The organism is Paraglaciecola sp. QJM3NY_14 (assembly GCF_056173245.1).
On record NZ_CM149664.1, the window covers coordinates 917259 to 939379 of the forward strand.

A 22121-nucleotide genomic window follows, 5' to 3' on the forward strand; every position below is an offset into this window, starting at 1 on the left:
AAATTACAACGAAGCTAGATTTTTTGCTGTTGTTTTTTGAACTGACTAGGGGACAGACCAAAGCGTTGAATAAATGCTTGCCTAAATGCTCGCTCGGAATGGTATCCAATCATCTCTGTGATTTTACCAATGGAGTGATTCCCTTCTAATAAGTACTGGGCGGCTTTGTGCATTCGACAGTTAATAAAATAATCTATCGGGGATTGGCCAACCAGTGTTTTGAAAATCCGCGCGAAACTTGTGCGAGACATCCCCACCTCTTTCGCCATGGTTGAGACCATAAGTTGTTCTGCGGTTCTGGTATGCATCATTGCTAGTGCTCGGCCAATTCTTGGGTCCGATAATCCACGCATCCAGCTCTCGTGAGGTAAATCCGCCGAGTTTAAATAAGAGCGGACAAACTCACCAAATATCAGGTTAGTAAAATTCATCGCAGTTGCGCTGAATCCCGGCGTATTATGTGACAGCTCTCGTTGACAAAAACCGAATGCGGCTGATAACCAAGTATCCAACTGACTGCCTTTTGAAACAAAAATGTAAGGGGGAAGTAACTTCAACAAAGAGTGATGCGCAGGTTCATCCACCGTGAATGCCAGCGAGAGTAATGAACTGCCATCCTCAGTCTCATCGACACTCAAATATATTGGTTTGTCTCGTGTCTCACCAAATTTGGGTAAGCCATTGGCGGCCCATAATGTCTCAAAACTCTTTTCTTCGCTCGCAAGTGAAGCACCAAAACGATGTGCCCTACCACCTAATATCAAAACGGCGTCACCAACGTGCAATTGCCGTGGCGGACAACAGTCTACTTCGATCCAACATTCGCCTTCGGTACTGGTAAATATAAAAGCAAAATTGGTTGGCATGGCCGTTAAATGTAAATGAGTCGAACCGCCTACTTTGAATATGCCGATAGAGTGTGAGAACACATTTAAGGAACAAAGTACGTCACCAAGTAAATCCATAGTGGGAGTATTTAGCCGATAATTAGGTTTTTAAAGTATATATTCATCCAATGTCGAGGGCTAGACTACAGAGAAGATAATGTATTTTAGGAATATCTAAATTATGTACCCCTTCAAATATAAAACATCAATTGTACGGAATCGTTGGTATATGGCGGCGTTTTCTAACGAGATATCACGTGAGCCGATGGAGCGCACGATACACAGTAAACCTGTTCTAATGTATCGAAAAGAAGATGGATCGCCGGTGGCAATGTATGGGCTGTGTCCACATCGGTATTTTTCGCTCGTTAAGGGGCGAGTTGAGGGCGACAATATTGTCTGCGGGTATCATGGTTTTACCTTTGCCGATAATGGCGATTGTATTGATATTCCTTCCCAGGACACCGTTCCGCGTAATTTCTGCCAACCCGTTTATCCCTTAGAGGAGCGCGGACCTATTTGCTGGATATGGATGGGTGACCTAGATAGGTGTGACACTGATTTAATTCCTCCCTATCATGATTTTGGTTTAGACAACCCAGATACCTATTACAGTTCTGAAAATTATTTTCATGTGAAAGGTCGCTCTCAGCTATTAGTCGATAATTTAATGGATCTTACCCACCTGCCTTATATTCATCAGCAATTGGGCAAAGGCGGAGATACATTGAAAAAAATCCCGATGGAGACCCAGGAGCGTTCCCTAAGTTATAGGGTGCTCAGAAACGGAAAAATGCCATGGAATCCTTTTTTGGAAATAGTCTACGGAAAAGACGCCAAGTTCGCAGGGTTAGCCGACTTTGTGCATTTAAGTGATTTTTATGGCCCAGAATTGGTCAAAACTAGCTTACCCACCATTACCAAGATCCCGGGTAAAGAGGATATACCCAAGGAGTTGGGGCATATGGCTATATTGCACGGACTGACACCTGAGACTGAAACGAGTACGCACTATTTTGGTTTCTCTACGCGAAATTTCCGACAAGGTGATACGGCGCTAGATAAATTTCAGTTTGAGTCTGAAATGCAAGTTAGACAACAAGATGTTGACGCGATTGAAGACATGGAAAAACGCATCGACGCAGCCGCTTTGTTTCAGCGAGAACTGATAGTAGGCGCTGATAAGGCGGCCATTCAGGCGCGAAGAAAAGTTGATGGCATGTTAGCCGCGGAAAATCTTGAGCCATAACAAGAACGAATCTGCGTATGACACGGCTAGGTTGTTAGTTAACGATTTGACTGAATATAAGTGGTCTAACGGGGATAATGCGGCATCTTAGCCAGCACTCAACCCAACTCAAGTTGTTGGGTTGAGTATCCAGCTCTATTCTATTTGTGACGATGGTTTATGTTTATCGGGTTATTCAAACTTGCCGGCACATTCAATAATTTTTTCCCGTAACCATCTGTGCATAGGGTCATTATCCAAAGTAGGGTGCCACATTAAGCTTTCTTTCAAGTTAGGTGGGGAGAAGGGTAACTTGACCGTTTTCACTGCTTCGCGTTGTATGTGCATATCTACAAAGTGTCGAGGTAATATGGCAATTCGATTGGTATTTAATAACGCATAAACCATGGTTGAAAAATCACTGGTGATCACTGCGATCTTGCGGTTTGTTTCCAAGGTATTTATTAACCATTGCTCAATACTTAATAAGCTAACGCGAGCAAAGCCGACCGAAACATGACCCATAGCATTAAATTGCTCGAAGGTGAGTTCGTCACCGACTTCTGTATTGTTTATATCCGCAATACAGACTAATTCATCACTTATCAGCGAAGCACTTGAGTAATTGCTTAAAATGATAGCTTCTGGCGCGACCATCATATCAGCGCCGCCCTTGGATAATATATTCATTTCGTGGGCAAAAGGTGTCAAAAATTCAAAGGTCACCTTAGGGGCTAGCTTAGCGACTTCTGCCACTACATGGCTCAGTAGTACTTGAATAACATAATCAGAAGCGATGATCTTAAAATGACGCTCACTGTGCTCTGGGTTATTGGCTTTCTTGCCAATGATCGAACCACGTACCGTGGCGAGCACCCCTGCTACCGGCCCCTGTAACTCCAGCGCAAAGGGGGTAGGCTGCATTTTTTTACCAATTTGTACTAATAAATCATCTTCAAAAAATGCCCGCAACCTCGACAATATGCCACTGGTAGCAGATTGTGAAAGATGGAGTCGCTCAGCACTGCGTGTAATATTTTGCTCTTCAATCAAAATGTCTAGTGCGACAAGCAAGTTCAGGTCGAGTTGTTCAAATCTCATACTATCTCTCTCTAAAATACCCAGTAATCACGAACGTCTAGGGGGACAGGTTGAATCTCATCAGGTATCTATTTTTCTGATGGTAGTCATCTAAACATTCAACTTTTTGGATTGCAAATAAAATATTAACATTGCTCACTCATTAAATTGATTGTTTTTTAACAAGTTGAACTGGGCATAAGTATGAAATTAGCATCGCTAAGAACAGAGCACCCCGATGGCAAGCTAGTCATTGTGTCGAATGACCAAAAATATTGTGTAGAGGCTGAAAATATTGCACCGACGATGCAGTTTGCACTGGAAAATTGGTCGGCTTGCAGTGAAGCCCTGACGGTTAAATACCAACGTCTCAATGACGGACTCGAAAAGCAACGTTTTGAGTTTTCTACTATGGATACTTGCGCCCCTTTACCTCGTTCTTGGCAATGGCTAGATGGTTCGCTTTTTCTCAACCACGGCCATTTGATGCAACAAGCTTTTCATTTAGACCCTATCGCTGACGCTGATAAATATCCTTTAGTTTATCAGGGTGCAGGTGACAGTTTTCTCGGGTCTGTGGATGACATTGTGGTTGCCGATTTTAAACATGGAATCGATTTCGAGGGGGAGTTTGGGGTGATCGTGGATGCTATCCCTATGGGTAGCTCTGCTGCCTATGCTCTGACTAAAATTCGCTTAGTCGTGTTACTGAATGACATTAGTTACCGGGCCCTCGGTCCAAGAGAAATGAAAACGGGCTTTGGCTTTGTGCAAGCTAAAGGCAGCACTGCATTTGCTCCTCTGGCCCTAACGCCTGAAGAATTGGGTGAGCATTGGCAAAATGGGCGAGTGTGCTTGCCCTTACAAGTTAAAAGAAATGGCCAAATATTCGGTGAACCCCAAGGCCAAGAAATGCACTTTGGTTTTCATGAATTGATTGCTCATGTGGCACAAACCCGTCCGATTAATGCGGGCACAGTTTTTGGCTCAGGTACAGTATCAAATGCTGACCCATCTAAAGGACAAGCCTGCATTTCTGAACTTCGCGCAAAAGAAATGATCCAGCACGGCGCGCCACAAACGCCTTTTATGCAACAAGATGAAGTGGTTGAGTTTAATGTCTTTGATACTAACGGTAACAGTCTATTTGGTGCTATCGAACAGCGCGTTACAGCCAGTAATAAAAGTGAGAACCAATAATGTTTAATCCAAGAAATTTTACCATTGTCGACTTGTCCGTCACCCTAGACAATAACCCTTATACTGATCCTCCGCCTCTATTACCCAAAATTGAATATACCGATCATCAAGAGGGTTGGCCCGAAATGGGCGCCATGTTTCCTGGGTTGACGAAAGAACAGATGCCGGGTGATGAAGCATGGGCGGCAGAGCGTTTGGATATTACAACTCATAGCGGCACGCACATGGATGCGCCTTGGCATTACGCATCAACAACTGATGGCGGCAAACCAGCCTATGGCATTGATGAGCTGCCTCTTGAATGGTGTTTTCAACCCGGTGTAAAGCTCGATTTTCGACATTTACCAGATGGATACCTGATTACCGCTGATGACGTAGAGGCAGAGCTTAAGCGCATTAAACACGAGCTTCAGCCTTTAGATATTGTGGTCGTGAATACTCGAGCAGGCTCAGTATTTGGTCAACCAGACTATCTTGATGCAGGCGTTGGCATGGGGCGTGAAGCGACTATGTATCTACTAGAACGAGGTGTCAAAGTTGTTGGTACCGATGCGTGGAGTTGGGATGCACCTTTCAAATATACCCGAGAGCGATTCATTGAATCAGGGGATCCATCAATCATTTGGGAAGGGCATAAAGCCGGTCGAGATATAGGCTACGGTCAAATGGAAAAGCTGAGTAATTTAGAGGTTTTACCGAGCACCGGTTTCTTAGTCAATTGTTTCCCGTACAAAATTAAAGGTGCTTCAGCAGGCTTTGTTAGAGCTGTTGCACTAATTGAAAAATAATCAACTTTATAAATCTTGGTTTTGTTTTAAGCCGCAGAATCTAATAAGGAAAAAACATGTTTAAGTACTTTCCAACAAACTACGTATGGAATTTATCAGTCAATTTAGCCATAGAAATGGGCGCACGTATCGGTGAGATCGAAGAAATGTGTGGTCCGTTACAAGACGCTGCAAAATCACCAGATAAAGAAGGCGTGCAAGCCTTTAGAGACACCTGGGCCAAGATGGCCGATAAACTTTGCGGCTTAGCAGAAGAAGATTTAGAAAAAGGACGCACCTTATCAGCAGGCTATAAATATAATCGTGCAGCAACCTACCTTATTACCTGTGAGCGTATTCAAGCTCATGGAGCCCCTGGCAGAACAGAGCTTTATAAACGTTCACTTGAGCTTTTCCAAAAGTCCATTGAGCTTGGTAAAGAAAATTGTGTGCGTGTAGAAATCCCTTATGAAGGAAAACACCTGTCAGCACTCTATGTGAAAGCAGAGGGAGTAGAAGGCCCAGCGCCCCTCCTTATTCAAGTTAACGGTCTTGATTCATCTAAAGAAATGAAATATCGCGTGGGGTTACCCGCATGGTTAGCTGAGCGCGGCGTGTCATCATTAATTTTGGATCAGCCCGGCACAGGTGAAGCGTTAAAATTACAAGGTTTTCATGCTCGTTATGATACTGAACATTGGGCCAGCCCAGTGGTCGATTGGCTAGAACAACAAGAAGACGTGGATAGCAAACGAATTGGTATGGAAGGGGTGTCTTTGGGCGGTTATTACTGTCCTCGTGCGGTTGCCAACGAACCTAGACTTGCCCTAGGTTGTATTTGGGGCGCTAACCATGACTGGCGTGATGTGCAAAAGCGTCGTCTAGAGAAAGAAGGTGACTTCCCTGTTCCCCATTATTGGGCACATGTTCAATGGGTGTGGGGCGCCAAAGATATGGATGACTTCATGAATATTGCTGAAAACGTGCATCTTGATGGTCAGATTGAAAAAATCAAAGTGCCTTTTTTAGTTACTCATGGCTTGAAGGATTCGCAAATCCCCCTTAAATGGGCCGAGCGCACCTACGAACAATTAGTTAATAGCCCTAAACGCGAACTTAAAATATTTACCGAACGTGAAGGTGGCGTGCAGCATTCAAGTTTTGATAACAGTTCGAATGCGGGGTCTTACATCGCTGATTGGGTGGCTGAAACCTTTAACGAATTAAAAGAAAAGTAGGAGTCCTATTATGAATATTATCGGACCAGACAAACTTATTTTTGCTGTCGACGATGTCACCGCGTGTAAGCAGTTCGCCCTCGATTATGGACTAACACAGCAAGATGATGTCAACTTTGTCGCCCTTGATGGCACAGGCATTGAAATTCACAGCAAAGATAACGCTTCACTTCCCGAAGCCCTCAGTACGGGCTCTATGCTGCGTAAAACGCTTTATGGTGTTGCCGATCAAGAAACAGTTGATGCAATTAAGGCCGAGTTGTCAAAGGATAGAGAAGTCAAAGTTTTAGATGATGGCAGCATCGAGGCGATGGATGACATGGGATTTGTATTAGGGTTTCAAGTGACCATCCGCCAAGCGCTCGACTTGCCAGCTGAAACCATTAATGCACCGGGTGCACCGCCTCAACGAGGAGTGAATAAAATTGGTGTCAGTAAAGAGTTTGTGGCCAAACCTCGCAGCTTGTCTCATGTGGTTTATTTTGTGCCTGATGCCGTTAAAGCTGAAGCCTTTTTCGCTGAACGCCTTGGCTTTGTGACCACCGACCGATTTAAACATATGGGGCCATTTATGCGTCCTGCAGGTACGCACGATCATCACACATTGTTTTTCCTCAATACTCCGCCCCACATGCAAGGTGTAGAGCATTTTACCTTCCACATGAGTGGCCCAACTGAAGTCGCTCAGGCTGGCAATGCCTTAATTGAAAAAGGTTATCAGAGTTTCTGGGGACCCGGTCGTCATATCTTTGGATCCAATTGGTTCTGGTATTTCAAGAGTCCCTTTGGCTGCAATATTGAATATGACGCCGATATGGACTTACATGACGAGCAATGGGTTGCTCGCGAGGCGATGCCTGGCGCAGATAACTCACAAGTATTTTTATTGCACTATGAAGAGAAATGGGCGCCAGGCGGACCACCTCCGCCTCAAGCGTCTTAATGTGAATGGGTAAAATCTGTATAGGTAAGACAAGTGACATTGCGCAGGGGCAAGCCAAAGGGTTTGACCCAATGCGCCGTGGTAAAGATAGCATGTTTGTTGTGCGCAAAGGTGAACAACTTTTTGCTTATGTCGATATCTGCCCTCACTACGGCACGACCTCATTACCGTGGAAACGTCATAAGTACCTTGATAGTGCAGCCGGTTACCTAGTTTGCGCCGCCCATGGAGCTTTGTTTGATATTGAGACAGGGCTGTGTGTGCAAGGTCCCTGTTTAGGGCAAAAGCTTGATGAAATTCCACTAGAAGTATCTTGTCAAAAAGACATTTTATTAAGCCTAACAACCATTGAGGAGTTCAAGTTATGAACCCAAGCGTAAAAAAAGTCCTTATCATCGGTGGCGGATTTTCAGGTATGTCAGCAGCCATTGAATTAAGAAAATACGGTATAGAAATTGATTTAGTCGAAATAGATCCCAATTGGCGAGCCGATGGTGCGGGTATCAGTATCGGTGGAGCCACCTTACGGGCTTTTAAAACGTTGGGTATTTTAGAGGAATTCTTAAAAGTGGGCAGTGCCCATAGCGGACTAGATATACATGCACCCCATGGTTTGCATTTGGCGCATATCCCAACACCCGTGATGGGTGATCCCGATGTTCCCAACTCAGGTGCTATTATGCGACCTGCTTTGGCCAAAATATTAGCAGAGAAAACCCGGCAGTCGGGCGCCAATGTAAGACTGGGGTGCACCTTCACCGAGATGTCACAAACCGAAAATGGGGTCGATGTTACTTTTACCGATGGCACGTCAAACCGTTACGACTTGGTCATAGGCGCAGATGGTATGTTTTCAAAAGTGCGCAGTACCTATTTTCCGGAAGCTGAAGCACCTAAATATGTAGGACAAGGAATTTGGCGTGCGGTACTTCCCCGCCTTCCTGAAGTGAAAAACACTATGATGTGGGTAGGGCCACATTTAAAAGTAGGGGTAAATCCTATGTCTAAGGATGAAATGTACCTATTTTTGACCGAAGACAAAAAAGAACGGCAACATGTTGAGCCCGCCGATTTTTTAGAGAAGCTAAAAGCCTTAATGGCGACCTTTCCCGCTCCTATTATCCAGCAACTTAAAGATATGATGAACGAAGATTCATTGATTGATTTTCGTGCGATAGGCAAATTATTAGTACCTGCCCCTTGGTATAAAAATCGTATCGTTTTAATTGGCGATACGGTGCATGCGACTACGCCTCATTTAGCTTCAGGGGCATGTATTGGCATAGAAAGCGCTATTGTATTAGCTCAAGAGCTATCCAAAGAGGTGACGGTAGATAAAGCGCTCGCTACCTTTCAAGAGCGACGTTGGGAGCGCTGTCGTATGGTGGTAGAAAACTCTGCTCGTCTCGCACAAATTGAGATCGATGGAGGCGATAAGCAAGAGCATACTGAAATTATGCGCGACTCTATGATGGCCTTGGCGCAGCCGATTTAAGGCGGCTATATTAATGCCAAAAAGGACAGGTGCCTTTTTGGCTAATTTTATGTCATTTACATTATTATTTTCTACAATGGTTCAAAGGCATTAACTTGTTTTAGGTTTTTATTCAGCTTAAGTAATACCTTAATGAGTACCTCTAAATCTTCCTCCGATATACCACTCAAGAGCAATTTCTCTCTCTCTAAAGCCACCCTAAGTATTTTGTCATGAAGGATTTCTCCTAGTCGAGTGAGTCGCACAAATGATGAACGCCCATCTTGTTTATCTTTTATAAAACTAACATGTTTCGATGCTTGCAGTTGTTTGAGGGCGCGGCTAACCGCCGCCTTATCTAAACCAATGACTTGGCATATTCGGTTGGCTGAAATATCAGATTCCACTTTTAACATGGCCAACACACGCCACTCAATTACACCAATATCAAAATATTTTCGGTAGCAGCTTGAGGCACCTGCTGAAAGTTTATTAGATAAAGAGGTGACTAAAGCGGGCACGTATTTTTCTAGATCTAATTGATTTTTGAGTGTCTCGACTTCATTAGACTGCATTTTTTACCCTGTCATTGGTTGAGCCTAAAAGCTTACTTGCATGTACTACAACTGCAAACACTTTCATGCTGTATTGCTAAAACTTAGCATCTTTAAAACCAAGCGAACGTTAGTTTGGCATATAAGGTCAACAAATTATTAACAAGCTAGTTGATGTGTCAACTAGTTTGGCGCAATATACGCCTAAGGCCTTATGCTTAGTTGGAGTAAAAAGTGATGTTTGACGTGCAAATCCGCAGTAAAACCCTAGAAACCCCCAATATTGTTAGTTTTGAGTTAGCCCCTAAAAACGGTGATTGCTTACCTGAGTTTGAAACAGGTAGTCATATTGATATGAAATTTGGTGACAATTTTACTCGCCAATATTCGTTAATCAATCATCCTAAATCTCATGAGTTTTACAAAATTGCGGTTTTAAAAGATCCTAATTCAAGAGGTGGTTCAGTCGCGTTGCACTATAACGTTGGTATAGGAGATACAGTAAGTATTTCTGAGCCACGTAATTTATTTCCATTAGATTTAACCAGTAAACGGGTATTACTGTTTGCGGGTGGGATAGGGATCACGCCTATTATGTCAATGGCGATAGAATTAGATAGGCTCGGAATAGACTTCGAACTTCATTATCACAGCAAGTCACAGGCTAATACTGCGTTTTATCAGCAATTGCTAAGTTGCTCCTTTGCTGCAAAGGTTTTCTTCCATTTCTCCAACAAGAGCAAAAAAGACGCGACACAAATTATCGGTGCTTTTACATCGGGAACAAATCTATATACCTGTGGCCCTTCGGGCTATATGGATTATATCTTTGATTGTGCAAGAGCCAATTCATGGCATGAAAGCAATCTTCATAAAGAGAATTTTAAAGCTGACCCCTTAGCCACAGATGGCACAGATAAGCCATTTAAACTCATTTTAACTCGCTCAGGTTTAGAGATTCAGGTTGAATCTGATCAAACGTCGCTTGAAGCCATTGAAGATGCCGGAGTTGAAATCGATATGTCGTGTGAAATGGGAGTGTGTGGTACCTGTGTTACGGCTGTAACATGCGGTATTCCTGATCACAGAGATACGTTCTTAAACGCCCAAGAAAAGGCGCAAAACAACCAATTTACTCCTTGCTGCTCTAGAGCATTAAGTGACTCACTCACCCTAGACTTATAAATTAAGACACGTTTTAGGAGAACCTTATGACGACTTGCACCGATACACTAGCAGCAACAAAGACTAATTCGCCTTTTCCTTTAGATAGGTGGTATCTCGCGGCATTAAGTAAAGAGTTAACAGACAAACCAATTGCCCGCACTTTGTTAAACCATCCTATTGTTCTATATCGTACTTTGGATGGTCAAGTAAACGCTCTTCAGGATCGTTGTTGTCATCGTCAATTGCCTTTGTCGATGGGGACAATTGAAGAGGGCGGACTTCGCTGCGGATATCATGGACTTTTGTTTGATGGTCAAGGGAAATGTCTTGAAGTGCCAGGTCAACAAAAGGTACCAAGAAAGGCTAAAGTAGAGCCTTATTTGGTAATAGAACAAGATGATCTTGTTTGGATGTGGTTTGGTTCAGAGCAGGGTTCTACCCCAGATAAGGCGCCACCTAGCTACGCTTATCATGCACATCCAGATTATGTGTATGACGGTGGAATGTTTCATTATGAAGCACCTTATCAATTAATCCACGATAACTTACTTGATTTAAGTCATTTAGGGTATGTCCACCTTAAAACCATAGGAGGAGATGCTAAAACACATATGAACGCTGAAATGTTGGTTGAAACCGAAGGTGAAACCGTCACCGTTAAACGTTATATGCCAAATTCAACACCACCTCCTACTTATATTGCTGCTTATCCGTTTAAGGGAAAAATTGACCGCTGGCAAGAAATCGAGTTTTGTCCGTCACATTTAAGAATATGGACCGGTGGTATAGATGCGAATAGCGAACAAGTAACTGCTCCAAACCGTGGAGGTTTTCATATGCGAGGTTTGCATTGTATTACCCCAGAAACAGACGAAACAAGCCACTACTTTTGGACAATAGCAACTAATCCTAAAACTGATATTGAAAACATCAAACAAAAAGTGGTGGAGCAAACGCGATTTACCTTTAATGAAGATAAAGTTGTCATCGAAGCTCAACATAAGTCTATGCAACATTTTAAAGGCCAGCCGATGATTGATATCCATGTTGATACGGGCGCAAATCATGCTAGAAAAATTATAAAAAGCTTATGCGAAACTTCATCTTAAGCAATTGGATACGTAAAAATAACCACGACCTACTTCGCACATTTTAGCGGATAGCCTAGATGTGCGAAGCCACTTTGAGACTTAAGCCAAGACTATCTAAGCTTTCTATATAAAAATGGCTGATAATAAGTTATGTAAGCATGTGCATAAGTGCAGGTTTGCAAACACAAGCATCTAGTCACTTTTTCAATCTTAGGTATTGAAAGTATAAGCTTTAAACTGCTCCCATAAGGTTTGTGCAACGGGGCCTAATAACTGTTTTTTATTTTTGATGATGTAGTAGTCAAATGTCACAGTGTTTTCGACGTCTCTTAATAATAGTTCTAGTAGTGTGCCACTTTCGAGGCTTTTTTGTATTTGGTGATAGGGTAACTTACCCCAACCCATGCCGCTTTCAATCAGCATTTTTTTAGTAGCGAAGTCATTGACGTACCAACATCTTTGCCCATCTTGCACGCCCCAGTTTTTATTAAGTGAACCTTTGCCTGAATCTTGCACCACAATTTGATATTCATTGATTAATTCAGTGCTAGTGCTTAGCTCGGGATGACGGGCGATTAATTGCGGCGATGCCACATTGGCTAATCGTCCTGTGTTTAAAGCATGCATCTCAACTTGACTATTTTGCAGAAACTCTGGATTAATCGGCGATAAACAAAAGGTGGCTTTTTGTTGACGTAAAGCCTCTAAGGCGCCCGTCAAATACTCTTGTTTTAGTACGATTTGGGTATCAGGAAATTGATTTTGGGCCTTGGCGAGTAAGGGAATAATACCTTTTAAGTCGTAGGATGCCTCAGTTGCCAAAGTAATGCTGGTTTCGTTGCCTGAGTTAATATGCCGTGCCATATCACGTAAAGCATTAGCCTCATCTAATACCCGCAAGGCATGCTGATATAACACTTGGCCTTCAGCGGTTAATATCAACCGATAACCCGAACGGTTAAACAAGGTAACGTTCAAGATACTTTCTAATTGTTTTATGCCTTGGCTTATGGCGGGCTGGGTTTTATAAAGGCTCTCACTGGCTTGGCGCAAGGAGCCTAACTCAGCTACAGATTTAAACATAGTCAGTTGATCAAGCTTCATAGTAACCCTAAAGATATAAATTAAAAATTTACTAATTGTTAAAATAGATTCAATATTTTTTATTATGTTACTCCAATAAACTCTATGCAACTTAATAACACCCAGTTGTAAATCTTATTCGGAGTCAATCATGAACAAAACAAAGAAAATAGTATTGTGGATCAGTTTAGGTTTGGCGAGTGCGGCGTTTGCCGCTGCAGGCTTAGCAAAACTAGCGGGCGTAGAGCAAATGCATATGTCCTTTGCGGCCATGGGCTTACCAGCTTGGTTTGGTTATTTTATTGGCGCTGCTGAATTAGCGGGTGCTGTAGGTTTATGGTTACGCCGAACTAGTATATATGCCAGTGCAGGTTTATTTAGCATTATGCTTGGCGCTATGTATTTTCATGTGGTTTATGACACAGCTTCTAATGCCGTTCCAGCCTTGGTATTAGCGCTAATACTTATTAATATTTTTGTTAAACGCAGAGGTCAATCTCATGTCAGTGCGGACTAATTCTATGGGTAAAGACTTAATGCCAGTTATTTACATTCCTCATGGTGGCGGACCTATGCCACTGTTGGGGGATCCTGGACATAAAGAACTAATTTACTTTTTAAAAGAACTGCCCAAGACACTGCCTAAGCCAACAGCCATAGTAATGATAAGTGCGCATTGGGAAAGCGAGATAGCCTCGATATCCTCAGGTTCTCAACCCCATATGATTTATGACTATGGTGGATTTCCTGCAGAAAGTTATGAGTACCAGTATCCTGCTGCCGGTAATCCCGATCTTGCAGAAAAAATAGCGACACTTGTAAGCCAGCAAGGTATTGAATGCCGATTAGATCCTTTGCGTGGATTTGATCATGGGACCTTTGTGCCATTAATGTTGATGTATGCAAAGGCAGATATGCCCGTGGTTCAAGTGTCATTGTTACAGTCATTTGATCCCGCCCAGCATATCGCCTTGGGGCAAGCTCTTGCTCCGTTGCGAGAGCAGGGGGTGTTAATCATAGGTTCTGGTATGTCTTTTCATTACTCCCAAGGAAGTGAGAAGGACAATCAACAATTTGACGACTGGCTTAGTCATACTTTGGTAAACAGCACCTCGCAAGAAGTTACACAGCAACTGATAAATTGGGAGGCCGCACCGGCTGCGCGAAATAACCACCGACGTGAAGAACATTTACTGCCATTACATGTGTGTTGGGGAGCAGTAAGTAGACAACACCGCTTAGCTGAAAAAGTATTTTCAGGATTGTTATTTAACCGAAGAATTTCCGGTTTTTTGTGGCATTAGTTGACTCACCCATCATTTTAATTACGTTATTTTAGGAAATAAGTCATGTGAACTGCAGCAATAATTAAAGTTGCAATTTTAGGTGCGAGTGGGCTTATCACTCAAGAAACTAACAATATTGCAATATTGGGGTCAGAGCCTGAGGAAAAATAAAATTGTAGGTTTAAATAGTTTGACTAAAGCCACTTATAAAACCACAGACTATGCGTCACACCTTTAAATTAGTCCTGTTCTGGTAAAACTACGCTGTGATACTTCAGCAGCTAAACTTGTACTTAATCATGGCTAAATGTCCGTTAGCGTATAGGTAAATAGCGAGAATAAGAGTAGTGCTTCGGTTTGACCCTTTGTTGATTTTTTTCACAGAAAATCCATGTCCACTAACCCCTATAATTACAATTCCTCAGATGAGCTCAAACCAACCTGTTCACGTCGTCACTAGTGTACTAATAGGGTCGGCTTAATGTTTAGGTGTTTACTTAACCTTGATGTAAAAGACAAAAAATCTAGACGTCGTGCGTAATGGGGGGACCACTCTTTCGCAACAAAGTTCTATCTCGTTCAATAACTAGTGGCGTCACACTGCGTTATCTATTACTTATCACACTAAGTTTCCGTTATTTCAAAATAGCTAATTAAACGCTCTAGTAGTTTGCGTATGGCCAGTGACTGGTGTTTTCGGGATCGATAGATGGCGTAAATACCAAGGGTGGCGGGTTCGTAATTGGGTAATATGTGAACCAGTTTTTTATCATTGATCAATGCTTGAACTGCATGTTTGGGCTGCAAGGAGATACCACGACCTTTAAGTACGGATTGCAGCAATAACATGGATTCATTTGCGCTGTAGTTACCACTGACTGCCGCAACCACAGCTTGCTCGTCTTTGGTAAAATGCCACAAGCTCTTACCAAAATTCGAGTAAATTAAGCAGTTATGTTTAACCAAGTCATCGGGGTATACGGGATAACCATGCTGCTTTAAATAACCTTCGGTCGCGCACAGCACTGAACGACAGCGCCCAAGAGGACGGGCAATAATATTGGGGTCTAATTCATTGGTAATACGTAGCGCTAGGTCAATTCTATTTTCAACTAAGTTGGTAAGCTGATTACTAATATGCACATCAATATGCACTTTGGGGTAGTCATCTAAAAAACCGTCGATAAAGCTTGGTAATAAGTCGGCCGCCACAAATTGCGAGCACGCGATACGAATTCTACCTTGTGGCTGTGCCACTTGGTCTTGCTCTAATGGTGTAGATAATTCTTTAGCAACATCCAATATAGAACGACAATTAACATAGGCTTTTTCACCCGCTGCGGTAAGGGTGAGTTTACGTGTTGAGCGGTGTAATAACTGCGCGGCAGCCCAGCTTTCCATTTCACTTAAGTACCTTGTGACCATGGAGCGTGACATATCCAGTGATTGTGCGGCCCCAACCATACTGCCTTGTTCAACAATGCTGACAAACACTTGTGCTGCGGTGATCCTGTCCATTTCATCTTCTATATGTTCGATATATGCAACTAACTATTGCCTGTCACGGGGTTTATTGCAACATATTTGCAATTTAGACTTAACTCATGAACTCACAGTTACCACAGGAAATGACATTGAAAACCTTACATTACATTATGGATCCCCAGTGCGGCTGGTGTTACGCCGCGGCACCGCTGATTGATGCACTCACTGAGTTAACTGCTGTAGACATTAAGCCACATGGCGGCGGATTATTTTCGGGTGCCAATAAACGGCAATTATCAGCGGATTTTCATCAGCAAATAATCACCATGGACAAAAAGATCACTGGCTTAACAGGGCAAGTGTTTAGTCCAACTTATTACTCTCAGGTATTAGAGGACAAACAACGTGTTGTGGATTCTGATACTCCGATTGCGGCGCTATTAGCGGCTCAATCTCTAGGTGTTGATCCTGTGTTGATGTTGCACCAGATGCAAATAACACAATTTGTCGAAGGCCGTTCCCAGTCAGATATTTCGAACCTTACAGCCATCGTCAGCGAGCTGGCTGTCGACTCCGCCGCCTTCTTAAATGCCTTCACGCTATTTAATGGAGCAAAAACGGCCCAGCACATCAACAATTCGCGAAATATGCTGCATTTAGTCGGTGGTAACGGATTTCCAACTCTGGCGTTTGAACATGCTGATGGTGCCTTTACCAAACTGGATCACAGTAGTTTTTACGGCCAGCCTAAGCAGTGGATAGCTTATGTAGCGCGTGTATTGAAGACAATAGATTGAGATTTTTAGCCATTAACAAGCCTATTTAACATCACAAAATGGAGAATTATATGACCAGTAAATTAGACAACAAAACACAAGCTCAACTGTTTACCGAAGCACGCACATTTAACGCTTTTTTAGATAAGCCCGTATCTGATGACTTAATTAAAGAACTTTATGAGTTAATGAAGTGGGGACCAACATCCATGAACTGCCAACCAGGTTATTACGTGGTGGTAAAAAGTGCCGACGCAAAAGCAAAGTTAAACAAAGCCTTAGCACCGGGTAATCAGCAAAAAAGTATGGCGGCGCCTGCCAGCGTGATCATTGCTTCTGACTCGCAGTTTTATAATAACTTGCCGGTGCAATTTCCTGCTAATCCGACAGCCAAAGACATGTTTGCCAGCAATGAAACATTGCGTGATACCACCGCGTTTAGAAACTCAAGTTTGCAAGGCGCTTACTTCATCATGGCAGCTCGCAGCCTTGGTTTAGATTGCGGCCCAATGAGCGGTTTCAACAACAAGGTCGTGGATGAAACCTTCTTCCCTGACGGTCGCTACAAGTCTAACTTCATCATTAATATCGGCTACGGCGATGCGTCGAAAAACTATCCTAGAGGCCCACGTCTAGCATTTGCAGACGTCGTCAATATTCTTTAAATATTAATACTAAACAGCCATTGGCAAGATGCCCAATGGCGTGTTTTGCTCAAGCAAAAACACTAAGCCCCTTATTTAACCACTATTTATTCACTCGCTACATTAGCGACAGTTTAGGAACTACCATGACATTTTTATCCAAATTAGTTCAGGCAGGTACAATGTTCTCCATGCTCGCCTTATCCGCCAGCGCTACCAGTGCAACACTAGAAACCTCTGTGTTTAATCCACAAGAAAAAAGCCTATTTCCAGTAAGCTCGGTATTAATCACTGGGCCAACAGAAGCCATCTTAGTTGACGCACAATTTCAGCGTAATGACGCCCAATCGGTTGTTGAGTTGATTAAAAAATCAGGCAAAAAACTCATTACTATTTACATTAGTCATGGCGATCCTGATTATTATTTTGGGCTAGATGTGATCACTGCAGCGTATCCTCATGCCAATGTAGTCTCATCCGCTAAAACCCAAGAATATATTATTGCGTCAATGGTACCTAAAAAAACCTACTGGGGACCAATTCTAAAAGAAAATGCACCGCAAGAGTTGGTTGTGCCTGAAGTACTTAAAGGCGACACCCTTATGGTTGATGGTGAGAAGGTTAAAATTGTCGGGCTTGATGGCCATGATCCAAAACATACCTTTGTGTGGCTCCCTTCTAGCAAAACGATGCTGGGTGGCGTAGTGGTATTTGGCAATATGCATGTATTTTTAGCTGACACACAAACGCCTGAATCACGTCATCTTTGGTATAAAACCCTCGATGTTATCGAACAGCTGCATCCTACAACTGTGATCCCAGGGCATATAGTGGGCAACAAACCCTTAACGATTCAAGCGGTTAATTTTACCCGTCAGTACATCCAAAACTTTGAAGCGGCGGCCAAAGCCTCAAGCAATTCAAGTGAATTGATTGCCACAATGAAAGCAAGCTACCCAAATATTGGCGGCGACAGCATTTTAGCATTAAGTGCCAAAGTCATCATGGGCGAGATGAAGTGGGGGCAGTAGCCACACTTACGTTTTAGTTGAGACGTTTCAAACGGCAACAGTGCGAAACGTCTCTGCGATATCTCAATTCAGGAGTTAAGCCATGAGACAAGTAATAAGTACTTTAATAGTGCTGATAATGCTTCAAGCATGTACAAGCCAAGCAACGACTTCAAACAGTCAAAAACCTTCATATAGGGAGACTCAAACCATGACTAATCTTGATATTGTAAAAAGTACTTATGAGGGCAAAACCTCAGAAGAAAACGGTAAAAATCTCCAGCGTTACATGACAAGTGAAACACTGTGGACCGAAGCGGCAGGCTTTCCTTATGCCGGAACCTACCAGGGCTTTGAGCAGATTGAAAAACATGTTTTTGCTCGTTTAGGCAGTGAATGGATTGGTTACAATTTTGCTGTTGAAGACTATGTTGCTGCTGGCGACAAGGTTTTTGCCTACGGCACCTACAGCGGCACTTATAAAACCAGTGGCAAACATTTCAAGGCCAGAGTCGCACACCTTTGGCAACTTAAAGATGGCAAGATAGTCAGTTTTGAACAATTTGTTGATAGCAAAGCCGTGAACGATGCCATGTAAAAAGAACTGCGGGGTCAAAGTGAATATCCGTAACAACGCTATATTCGATTTCCTGAGATTGGATTGAATTAAGTGTAGGACGGGGATTCGCACTAAGCTAAATCAGGCTGTGGTTTTTGTGGCAATTTCGGGCAATAAAACGTGATCTGGCCCTTTAATATAAATTTTGTTCAACCAAGTGTTCGCTGCCTATTAGTTCCAACGATTTAAGGTATTCAAATTACAGATTAGTCAGATAAGCCCATTTTACTTATGCTAAGTGCTAGCGTTTTATAATTGTGTATTTACCTGGAATGAGTCGTTAATGAATGAACTGAGAGCCGTTCGATGCGCTGTGATTGAGTATAATGCGTAAGGCGAATTGGTATTTAAACGTGATGAAAGTTGCGAGCCCGAGCATTGGAAAATTGTTATTAAATGCTTGGTTACTGTGACGTTCGGAGTTAGCAAGCCGGAATAACCTAGCTACGTAGTACTAACTTGCCCAAAAAATATACTCTGGTTTGTTATTCAAGCGGCGAATCTCAGCTTTTTGTGGCGGAAATGTTTTAGCTTTGCTTTTGCAATTATTTAAAAATCAAATGAAACTCGTTTTACAAAGACTTAGTGCTGTCATTAAAGGTATTTGTTAGCCATGAATACCGGCATGAGCACATAAGTTAACGTATGATTTGTTAGTCTTCAGTTTACAAACTTAAGGATTTACTTTTTTGTTTAAACTCCCCATCACAACTATTGCACTTATTATTGTTTGCTGTGGATCTTTTATAGGTCCTATGGGCATGGCTGCAGTAAATATCGCTATTCCAGATCTTGCCCAAGATTTACATGCCAGTGCAAAAATGGTGGGTTGGATGCCTACTTTATATCTACTTAGTAGCGTTATGTTTATGTTGCCTTGTGGCAAAATTGCCGACAACTATGGTAGAAAACGTGTTTACGCATTTGGCTTAGGCTTAAATGCTGTAGCGTCGTTTATGTGCGCGGTGGCAAGCTCCATCGAATGGGTGCTGTTTTGGCGATTTGTGCAAGGCGCAGCCGGGGCAATGATATTTGGCGTGGGTGTGGCCATTCTTACCTCGGTTACCTCCAATAGAAAACGGGGTGTCGCCTTAGGGATCTCTGCAGCTTGTGTATACATTGGCATGAGTATAGCGCCAGCGATAGGAGGCTGGTTAACCGAAATTTGGGGATGGCGTGCGGTATTTTATTCGCAAGTACCCTTAGTTCTGTGTTTGTTGCTAGCAATTAAGCTGTTTTTACATGGCGAATGGAAAAGTGAGCAAAAAACACGATTTGACTGGTGGGGCACGGCTCTTTTCTCACTTTTTGCTGTGTGTTTGGTATTTGGCTTGAGTTACCTACCTGATTTAATCGGTATACTCTTGTTAGCACTATCGATTTTTTGTTTAGGCCTATTTATTGTCCATCAGAGTAAGAGTCGTAGGCCATTGATCCGGGTACAAATGTTTCTGGAAAGTCGTGTTTTTAGTATGTCTTTATCCACTTCATTCTTAATGTATGCTAGTAATTTTTCATTAGCCTTTCTGTTAAGTCTGTATTTGCAATATATCAAAGGCTTTAACCCTGCACATGCTGGGCAAATTATACTGTTGCAAGCCGTGTCAATGGCAATCATGGCACCCTTAGCAGGTAAGTTTTCGGACAGAATACAACCTCGTTTAATCGCCACTATGGGATGCGTGATTGTGGCTTTTGGCTTTTTAATCTTGTCGCAATTGTCAGTAGACTCAAGCACGGCCTACATTAGCGGCTCTTTATTAATATTAGGGATTGGTTTTGGTTTGTTTTCGACACCCAACAATAACGCGATTATGGGATCTGTACCTAAAAATGAATTAGGTGTGGCATCTTCTTCAATGAACCTATCTCGCACTATTGGTAATTTATTTGGTATGAGTATGGTGAATTTGATGGTGCATTATTGTCTAGGCGATCAAACTTTTTCGGTGCAAAACAACCAAGCTCTGATGAGCACTATTTCTCTCGCTTTTTACATGTCTTTGGGCTTTGTCATTGCAGCCACTTGTATTTCTGGATTGCGTGGTAGGGCGTGACCATATTGCAACAATATTGTGAATATATTTAGGTGCTGGCTGCTATTTCACTGCACAAGTACTGCCCCTCACAATTAAATCGGTGGGCAAAAAGTAAGGGCGTAATACTGTTTCTGGATCAAATTTACCTTCTATTAAATTACACAATAATTTCATCGAACTAGAGCCAAGTTCTTTGGCGGGCTGACGAATAGTGGTTAAGGGCGGATCGCAATATTTAGCAAACTCTATATCGTCAAAACCCACTACGGAAATATCTTCAGGTACTCTCAATCCTTCGGCTTTTAAGCCTTGGATAATACCAATGGCCATTTTGTCATTCATGCAAAAAATAGCCGTTGGGCGGGGCTGCATATCGGCATATTCTTTGGCGGCATTAAGACCACTTGTCACTGAGAAGTCCCCATTAATTACCAGTTTGTTTGATAGTGGTAAGCCAGCCTTTTGTAAAGCGTTTTGATAACCCAATTTACGGTGATGAGTGGCATGGATAAAATCTAAACCGGTTAAGCAGCCAATATGACGATGACCTAAGGATACTAAGTAGTCAACTAGCTTTTCGGCAGCTTTAACATCGTCAACTGTAACCACTGGTGAGGGATTATTTTCAACATAATCACAAAGGGTCACAATATTATCGATGCGTGTTCCATGTTTTTTGTTTAAACGCTTTCGTACTTTAAAATCTATGATGCCTTCAACAAGCCGTGTTTCTAACATGCTGTAGTATTTATTTTCATCGTCTGGCGCTTCAAGAGGGTCTACTAACAACACGGTATAGCCTTTTATGCGCGCAATTTCTTGAATACCTTGAATAACATCCAGCAAAAAAGGGTTAGCTAGAGGTGCCATTACCAAGATGGAATACGAGCGTGATTGGGTAAAGTTACGAGCTAATAAGTTAGGTTTGTAATTAAGTTGTTCGATGGCTTTGATGACTTTGTCCGTGTTCTTTTTAGATACTTTTTCGGGCGCGCTAAAATACCGCGATACTGTTGCTACCGACACGCCCGCTAGTGACGCCACCTCTTTTATATTGGCCATAATTTACATCATTTCAATAATTCTACCGCAGCATTATACCCATTACCGAGGCTTAATGTAAATTTGTAATCAATTACATATTTACAGCATCAGCTCTCCCAATATGTTGTATCTAAATTTAGCATAGTTGAACATCAGTTACATTTTTAAGTGTTTCTAACTTATATAAGTTTTTGTTAATTAACGGTAATTTGCATTTTAGTGAAGATTTTTATTATTCATTTATTGTTAATTCAGTGTAATCGATGTGATTTTTAAGTGTTAATAAATTTGAAATAAAAAATGTAATCAATTACATTTTTTTCTCTTTGCTGCTTTAGAACAGACGAGAAAATGCAACACTACTCGGATTTGAAGTCACTGTACGATGATGACTTGGGTAATCGATAAAAATGATTGTCAGCTGTTGATTGGTTCGAAGTGAAAACTTCAGGGTTGAGCCAATGGAACAACTGATTATTTTGTGAAAGAATAACTATTGGAAAGGT

The 22121-nt window shown here is 42.3% G+C and carries 22 protein-coding genes; 16 read left to right on the plus strand and 6 right to left on the minus strand.

Annotated elements, in window-relative coordinates:
• Nucleotides 1–14: 14 nt before the first annotated feature.
• Nucleotides 15–965, minus strand: a complete 951-nt coding sequence (locus AC0VYA_RS03895) for a cupin domain-containing protein (protein ID WP_475490110.1) — start codon at nt 963–965, stop codon at nt 15–17.
• A 151-nt stretch (nt 966–1116) separates the two neighbouring features.
• On the opposite strand from AC0VYA_RS03895, the gene AC0VYA_RS03900 reads away from it, so the two are divergent.
• On the plus strand, nt 1117–2136 hold the full coding sequence (locus AC0VYA_RS03900; RefSeq protein ID WP_475490111.1) for a Rieske 2Fe-2S domain-containing protein: 1020 nt from the start codon (nt 1117–1119) through the stop codon (nt 2134–2136).
• 171 nt (nt 2137–2307) lie between these two features.
• Here the strand turns inward: AC0VYA_RS03900 and AC0VYA_RS03905 are convergent, their stop codons facing one another.
• On the minus strand, nt 2308–3216 hold the full coding sequence (locus tag AC0VYA_RS03905; RefSeq protein WP_011573742.1) for a LysR family transcriptional regulator: 909 nt from the start codon (nt 3214–3216) through the stop codon (nt 2308–2310).
• A gap of 183 nt (nt 3217–3399) precedes the next feature.
• Between AC0VYA_RS03905 and AC0VYA_RS03910 the strand changes: the two genes are divergently transcribed.
• From AC0VYA_RS03910 to AC0VYA_RS03935, 6 genes are read left to right on the plus strand one after another with little or no spacing between them, the layout of a single operon-like run.
• Nucleotides 3400–4395, plus strand: coding sequence for a fumarylacetoacetate hydrolase family protein (locus AC0VYA_RS03910; protein WP_475490112.1), 996 nt, complete (start codon nt 3400–3402; stop codon nt 4393–4395).
• The gene (locus AC0VYA_RS03915) at nt 4395–5183 is read left to right on the plus strand and encodes a cyclase family protein (RefSeq protein ID WP_475490113.1); all 789 of its coding nucleotides are present in this window, start codon (nt 4395–4397) and stop codon (nt 5181–5183) included. The genes AC0VYA_RS03910 and AC0VYA_RS03915 overlap by 1 nt, the downstream gene beginning before the upstream one ends.
• Before the next feature lie 56 nt (nt 5184–5239).
• The gene (locus tag AC0VYA_RS03920) at nt 5240–6400 is read left to right on the plus strand and encodes an alpha/beta hydrolase family protein (RefSeq protein WP_475490114.1); all 1161 of its coding nucleotides are present in this window, start codon (nt 5240–5242) and stop codon (nt 6398–6400) included.
• 10 nt (nt 6401–6410) lie between these two features.
• The gene (locus AC0VYA_RS03925; protein ID WP_475490115.1) at nt 6411–7343 is read left to right on the plus strand and encodes a VOC family protein; all 933 of its coding nucleotides are present in this window, start codon (nt 6411–6413) and stop codon (nt 7341–7343) included.
• Nucleotides 7344–7348: 5 nt separating this feature from the next.
• Nucleotides 7349–7711 carry a Rieske (2Fe-2S) protein gene (locus AC0VYA_RS03930; RefSeq protein ID WP_011573747.1) on the plus strand — a complete coding sequence of 121 codons (363 nt, stop codon included), beginning with the start codon at nt 7349–7351 and terminating at the stop codon, nt 7709–7711.
• Entirely contained in the window at nt 7708–8838 is a 1131-nt protein-coding gene (locus AC0VYA_RS03935; RefSeq protein WP_475490116.1) for an FAD-dependent oxidoreductase, read from the plus strand. The genes AC0VYA_RS03930 and AC0VYA_RS03935 overlap by 4 nt, the downstream gene beginning before the upstream one ends.
• Before the next feature lie 71 nt (nt 8839–8909).
• Here AC0VYA_RS03935 and AC0VYA_RS03940 read toward each other — a convergent pair whose 3' ends face one another.
• Nucleotides 8910–9392, minus strand: a complete 483-nt coding sequence (locus AC0VYA_RS03940) for a MarR family winged helix-turn-helix transcriptional regulator (RefSeq protein WP_475490117.1) — start codon at nt 9390–9392, stop codon at nt 8910–8912.
• A gap of 216 nt (nt 9393–9608) precedes the next feature.
• On the opposite strand from AC0VYA_RS03940, the gene AC0VYA_RS03945 reads away from it, so the two are divergent.
• Together AC0VYA_RS03945 and AC0VYA_RS03950 are read left to right on the plus strand one after the other, a co-directional pair.
• Nucleotides 9609–10556, plus strand: coding sequence for a PDR/VanB family oxidoreductase (locus tag AC0VYA_RS03945; protein WP_475490118.1), 948 nt, complete (start codon nt 9609–9611; stop codon nt 10554–10556).
• Between the two features lie 26 nt (nt 10557–10582).
• A complete protein-coding gene (locus AC0VYA_RS03950; protein ID WP_475490119.1) occupies nt 10583–11647 on the plus strand; it encodes a Rieske 2Fe-2S domain-containing protein in 1065 nt (354 codons plus the stop codon).
• A 192-nt stretch (nt 11648–11839) separates the two neighbouring features.
• Here AC0VYA_RS03950 and AC0VYA_RS03955 read toward each other — a convergent pair whose 3' ends face one another.
• Complete coding sequence (locus AC0VYA_RS03955) at nt 11840–12733, minus strand: LysR family transcriptional regulator (RefSeq protein WP_475490120.1); 894 nt, start codon at nt 12731–12733, stop codon at nt 11840–11842.
• Between the two features lie 130 nt (nt 12734–12863).
• On the opposite strand from AC0VYA_RS03955, the gene AC0VYA_RS03960 reads away from it, so the two are divergent.
• Entirely contained in the window at nt 12864–13229 is a 366-nt protein-coding gene (locus AC0VYA_RS03960; RefSeq protein ID WP_475490121.1) for a DoxX family protein, read from the plus strand.
• Entirely contained in the window at nt 13213–14016 is an 804-nt protein-coding gene (locus tag AC0VYA_RS03965; RefSeq protein ID WP_475490122.1) for a DODA-type extradiol aromatic ring-opening family dioxygenase, read from the plus strand. The genes AC0VYA_RS03960 and AC0VYA_RS03965 overlap by 17 nt, the downstream gene beginning before the upstream one ends.
• A 606-nt stretch (nt 14017–14622) precedes the next feature.
• Here AC0VYA_RS03965 and AC0VYA_RS03970 read toward each other — a convergent pair.
• Entirely contained in the window at nt 14623–15516 is an 894-nt protein-coding gene (locus AC0VYA_RS03970; protein ID WP_475490123.1) for a LysR family transcriptional regulator, read from the minus strand.
• 116 nt (nt 15517–15632) lie between these two features.
• On the opposite strand from AC0VYA_RS03970, the gene AC0VYA_RS03975 reads away from it, so the two are divergent.
• The 5 genes from AC0VYA_RS03975 (at nt 15633) to AC0VYA_RS03995 (ending at nt 20589) form a co-directional block, all read left to right on the plus strand.
• Nucleotides 15633–16280, plus strand: coding sequence for a DsbA family protein (locus AC0VYA_RS03975; protein ID WP_475490124.1), 648 nt, complete (start codon nt 15633–15635; stop codon nt 16278–16280).
• 50 nt (nt 16281–16330) lie between these two features.
• Nucleotides 16331–16924, plus strand: a complete 594-nt coding sequence (locus AC0VYA_RS03980; RefSeq protein WP_475490125.1) for a malonic semialdehyde reductase — start codon at nt 16331–16333, stop codon at nt 16922–16924.
• A 125-nt stretch (nt 16925–17049) separates the two neighbouring features.
• On the plus strand, nt 17050–17934 hold the full coding sequence (locus AC0VYA_RS03985; RefSeq protein ID WP_475490126.1) for an MBL fold metallo-hydrolase: 885 nt from the start codon (nt 17050–17052) through the stop codon (nt 17932–17934).
• A gap of 190 nt (nt 17935–18124) precedes the next feature.
• Nucleotides 18125–18511 (plus strand): nuclear transport factor 2 family protein, encoded by a 387-nt coding sequence (locus AC0VYA_RS03990; protein WP_475490127.1) that lies wholly within the window; start codon nt 18125–18127, stop codon nt 18509–18511.
• A 782-nt stretch (nt 18512–19293) separates the two neighbouring features.
• The gene (locus AC0VYA_RS03995; protein WP_475490128.1) at nt 19294–20589 is read left to right on the plus strand and encodes an MFS transporter; all 1296 of its coding nucleotides are present in this window, start codon (nt 19294–19296) and stop codon (nt 20587–20589) included.
• A 42-nt stretch (nt 20590–20631) separates the two neighbouring features.
• Here the strand turns inward: AC0VYA_RS03995 and AC0VYA_RS04000 are convergent, their stop codons facing one another.
• Nucleotides 20632–21633, minus strand: coding sequence for a LacI family DNA-binding transcriptional regulator (locus AC0VYA_RS04000; protein ID WP_475490129.1), 1002 nt, complete (start codon nt 21631–21633; stop codon nt 20632–20634).
• Nucleotides 21634–22121: the final 488 nt, after the last annotated feature.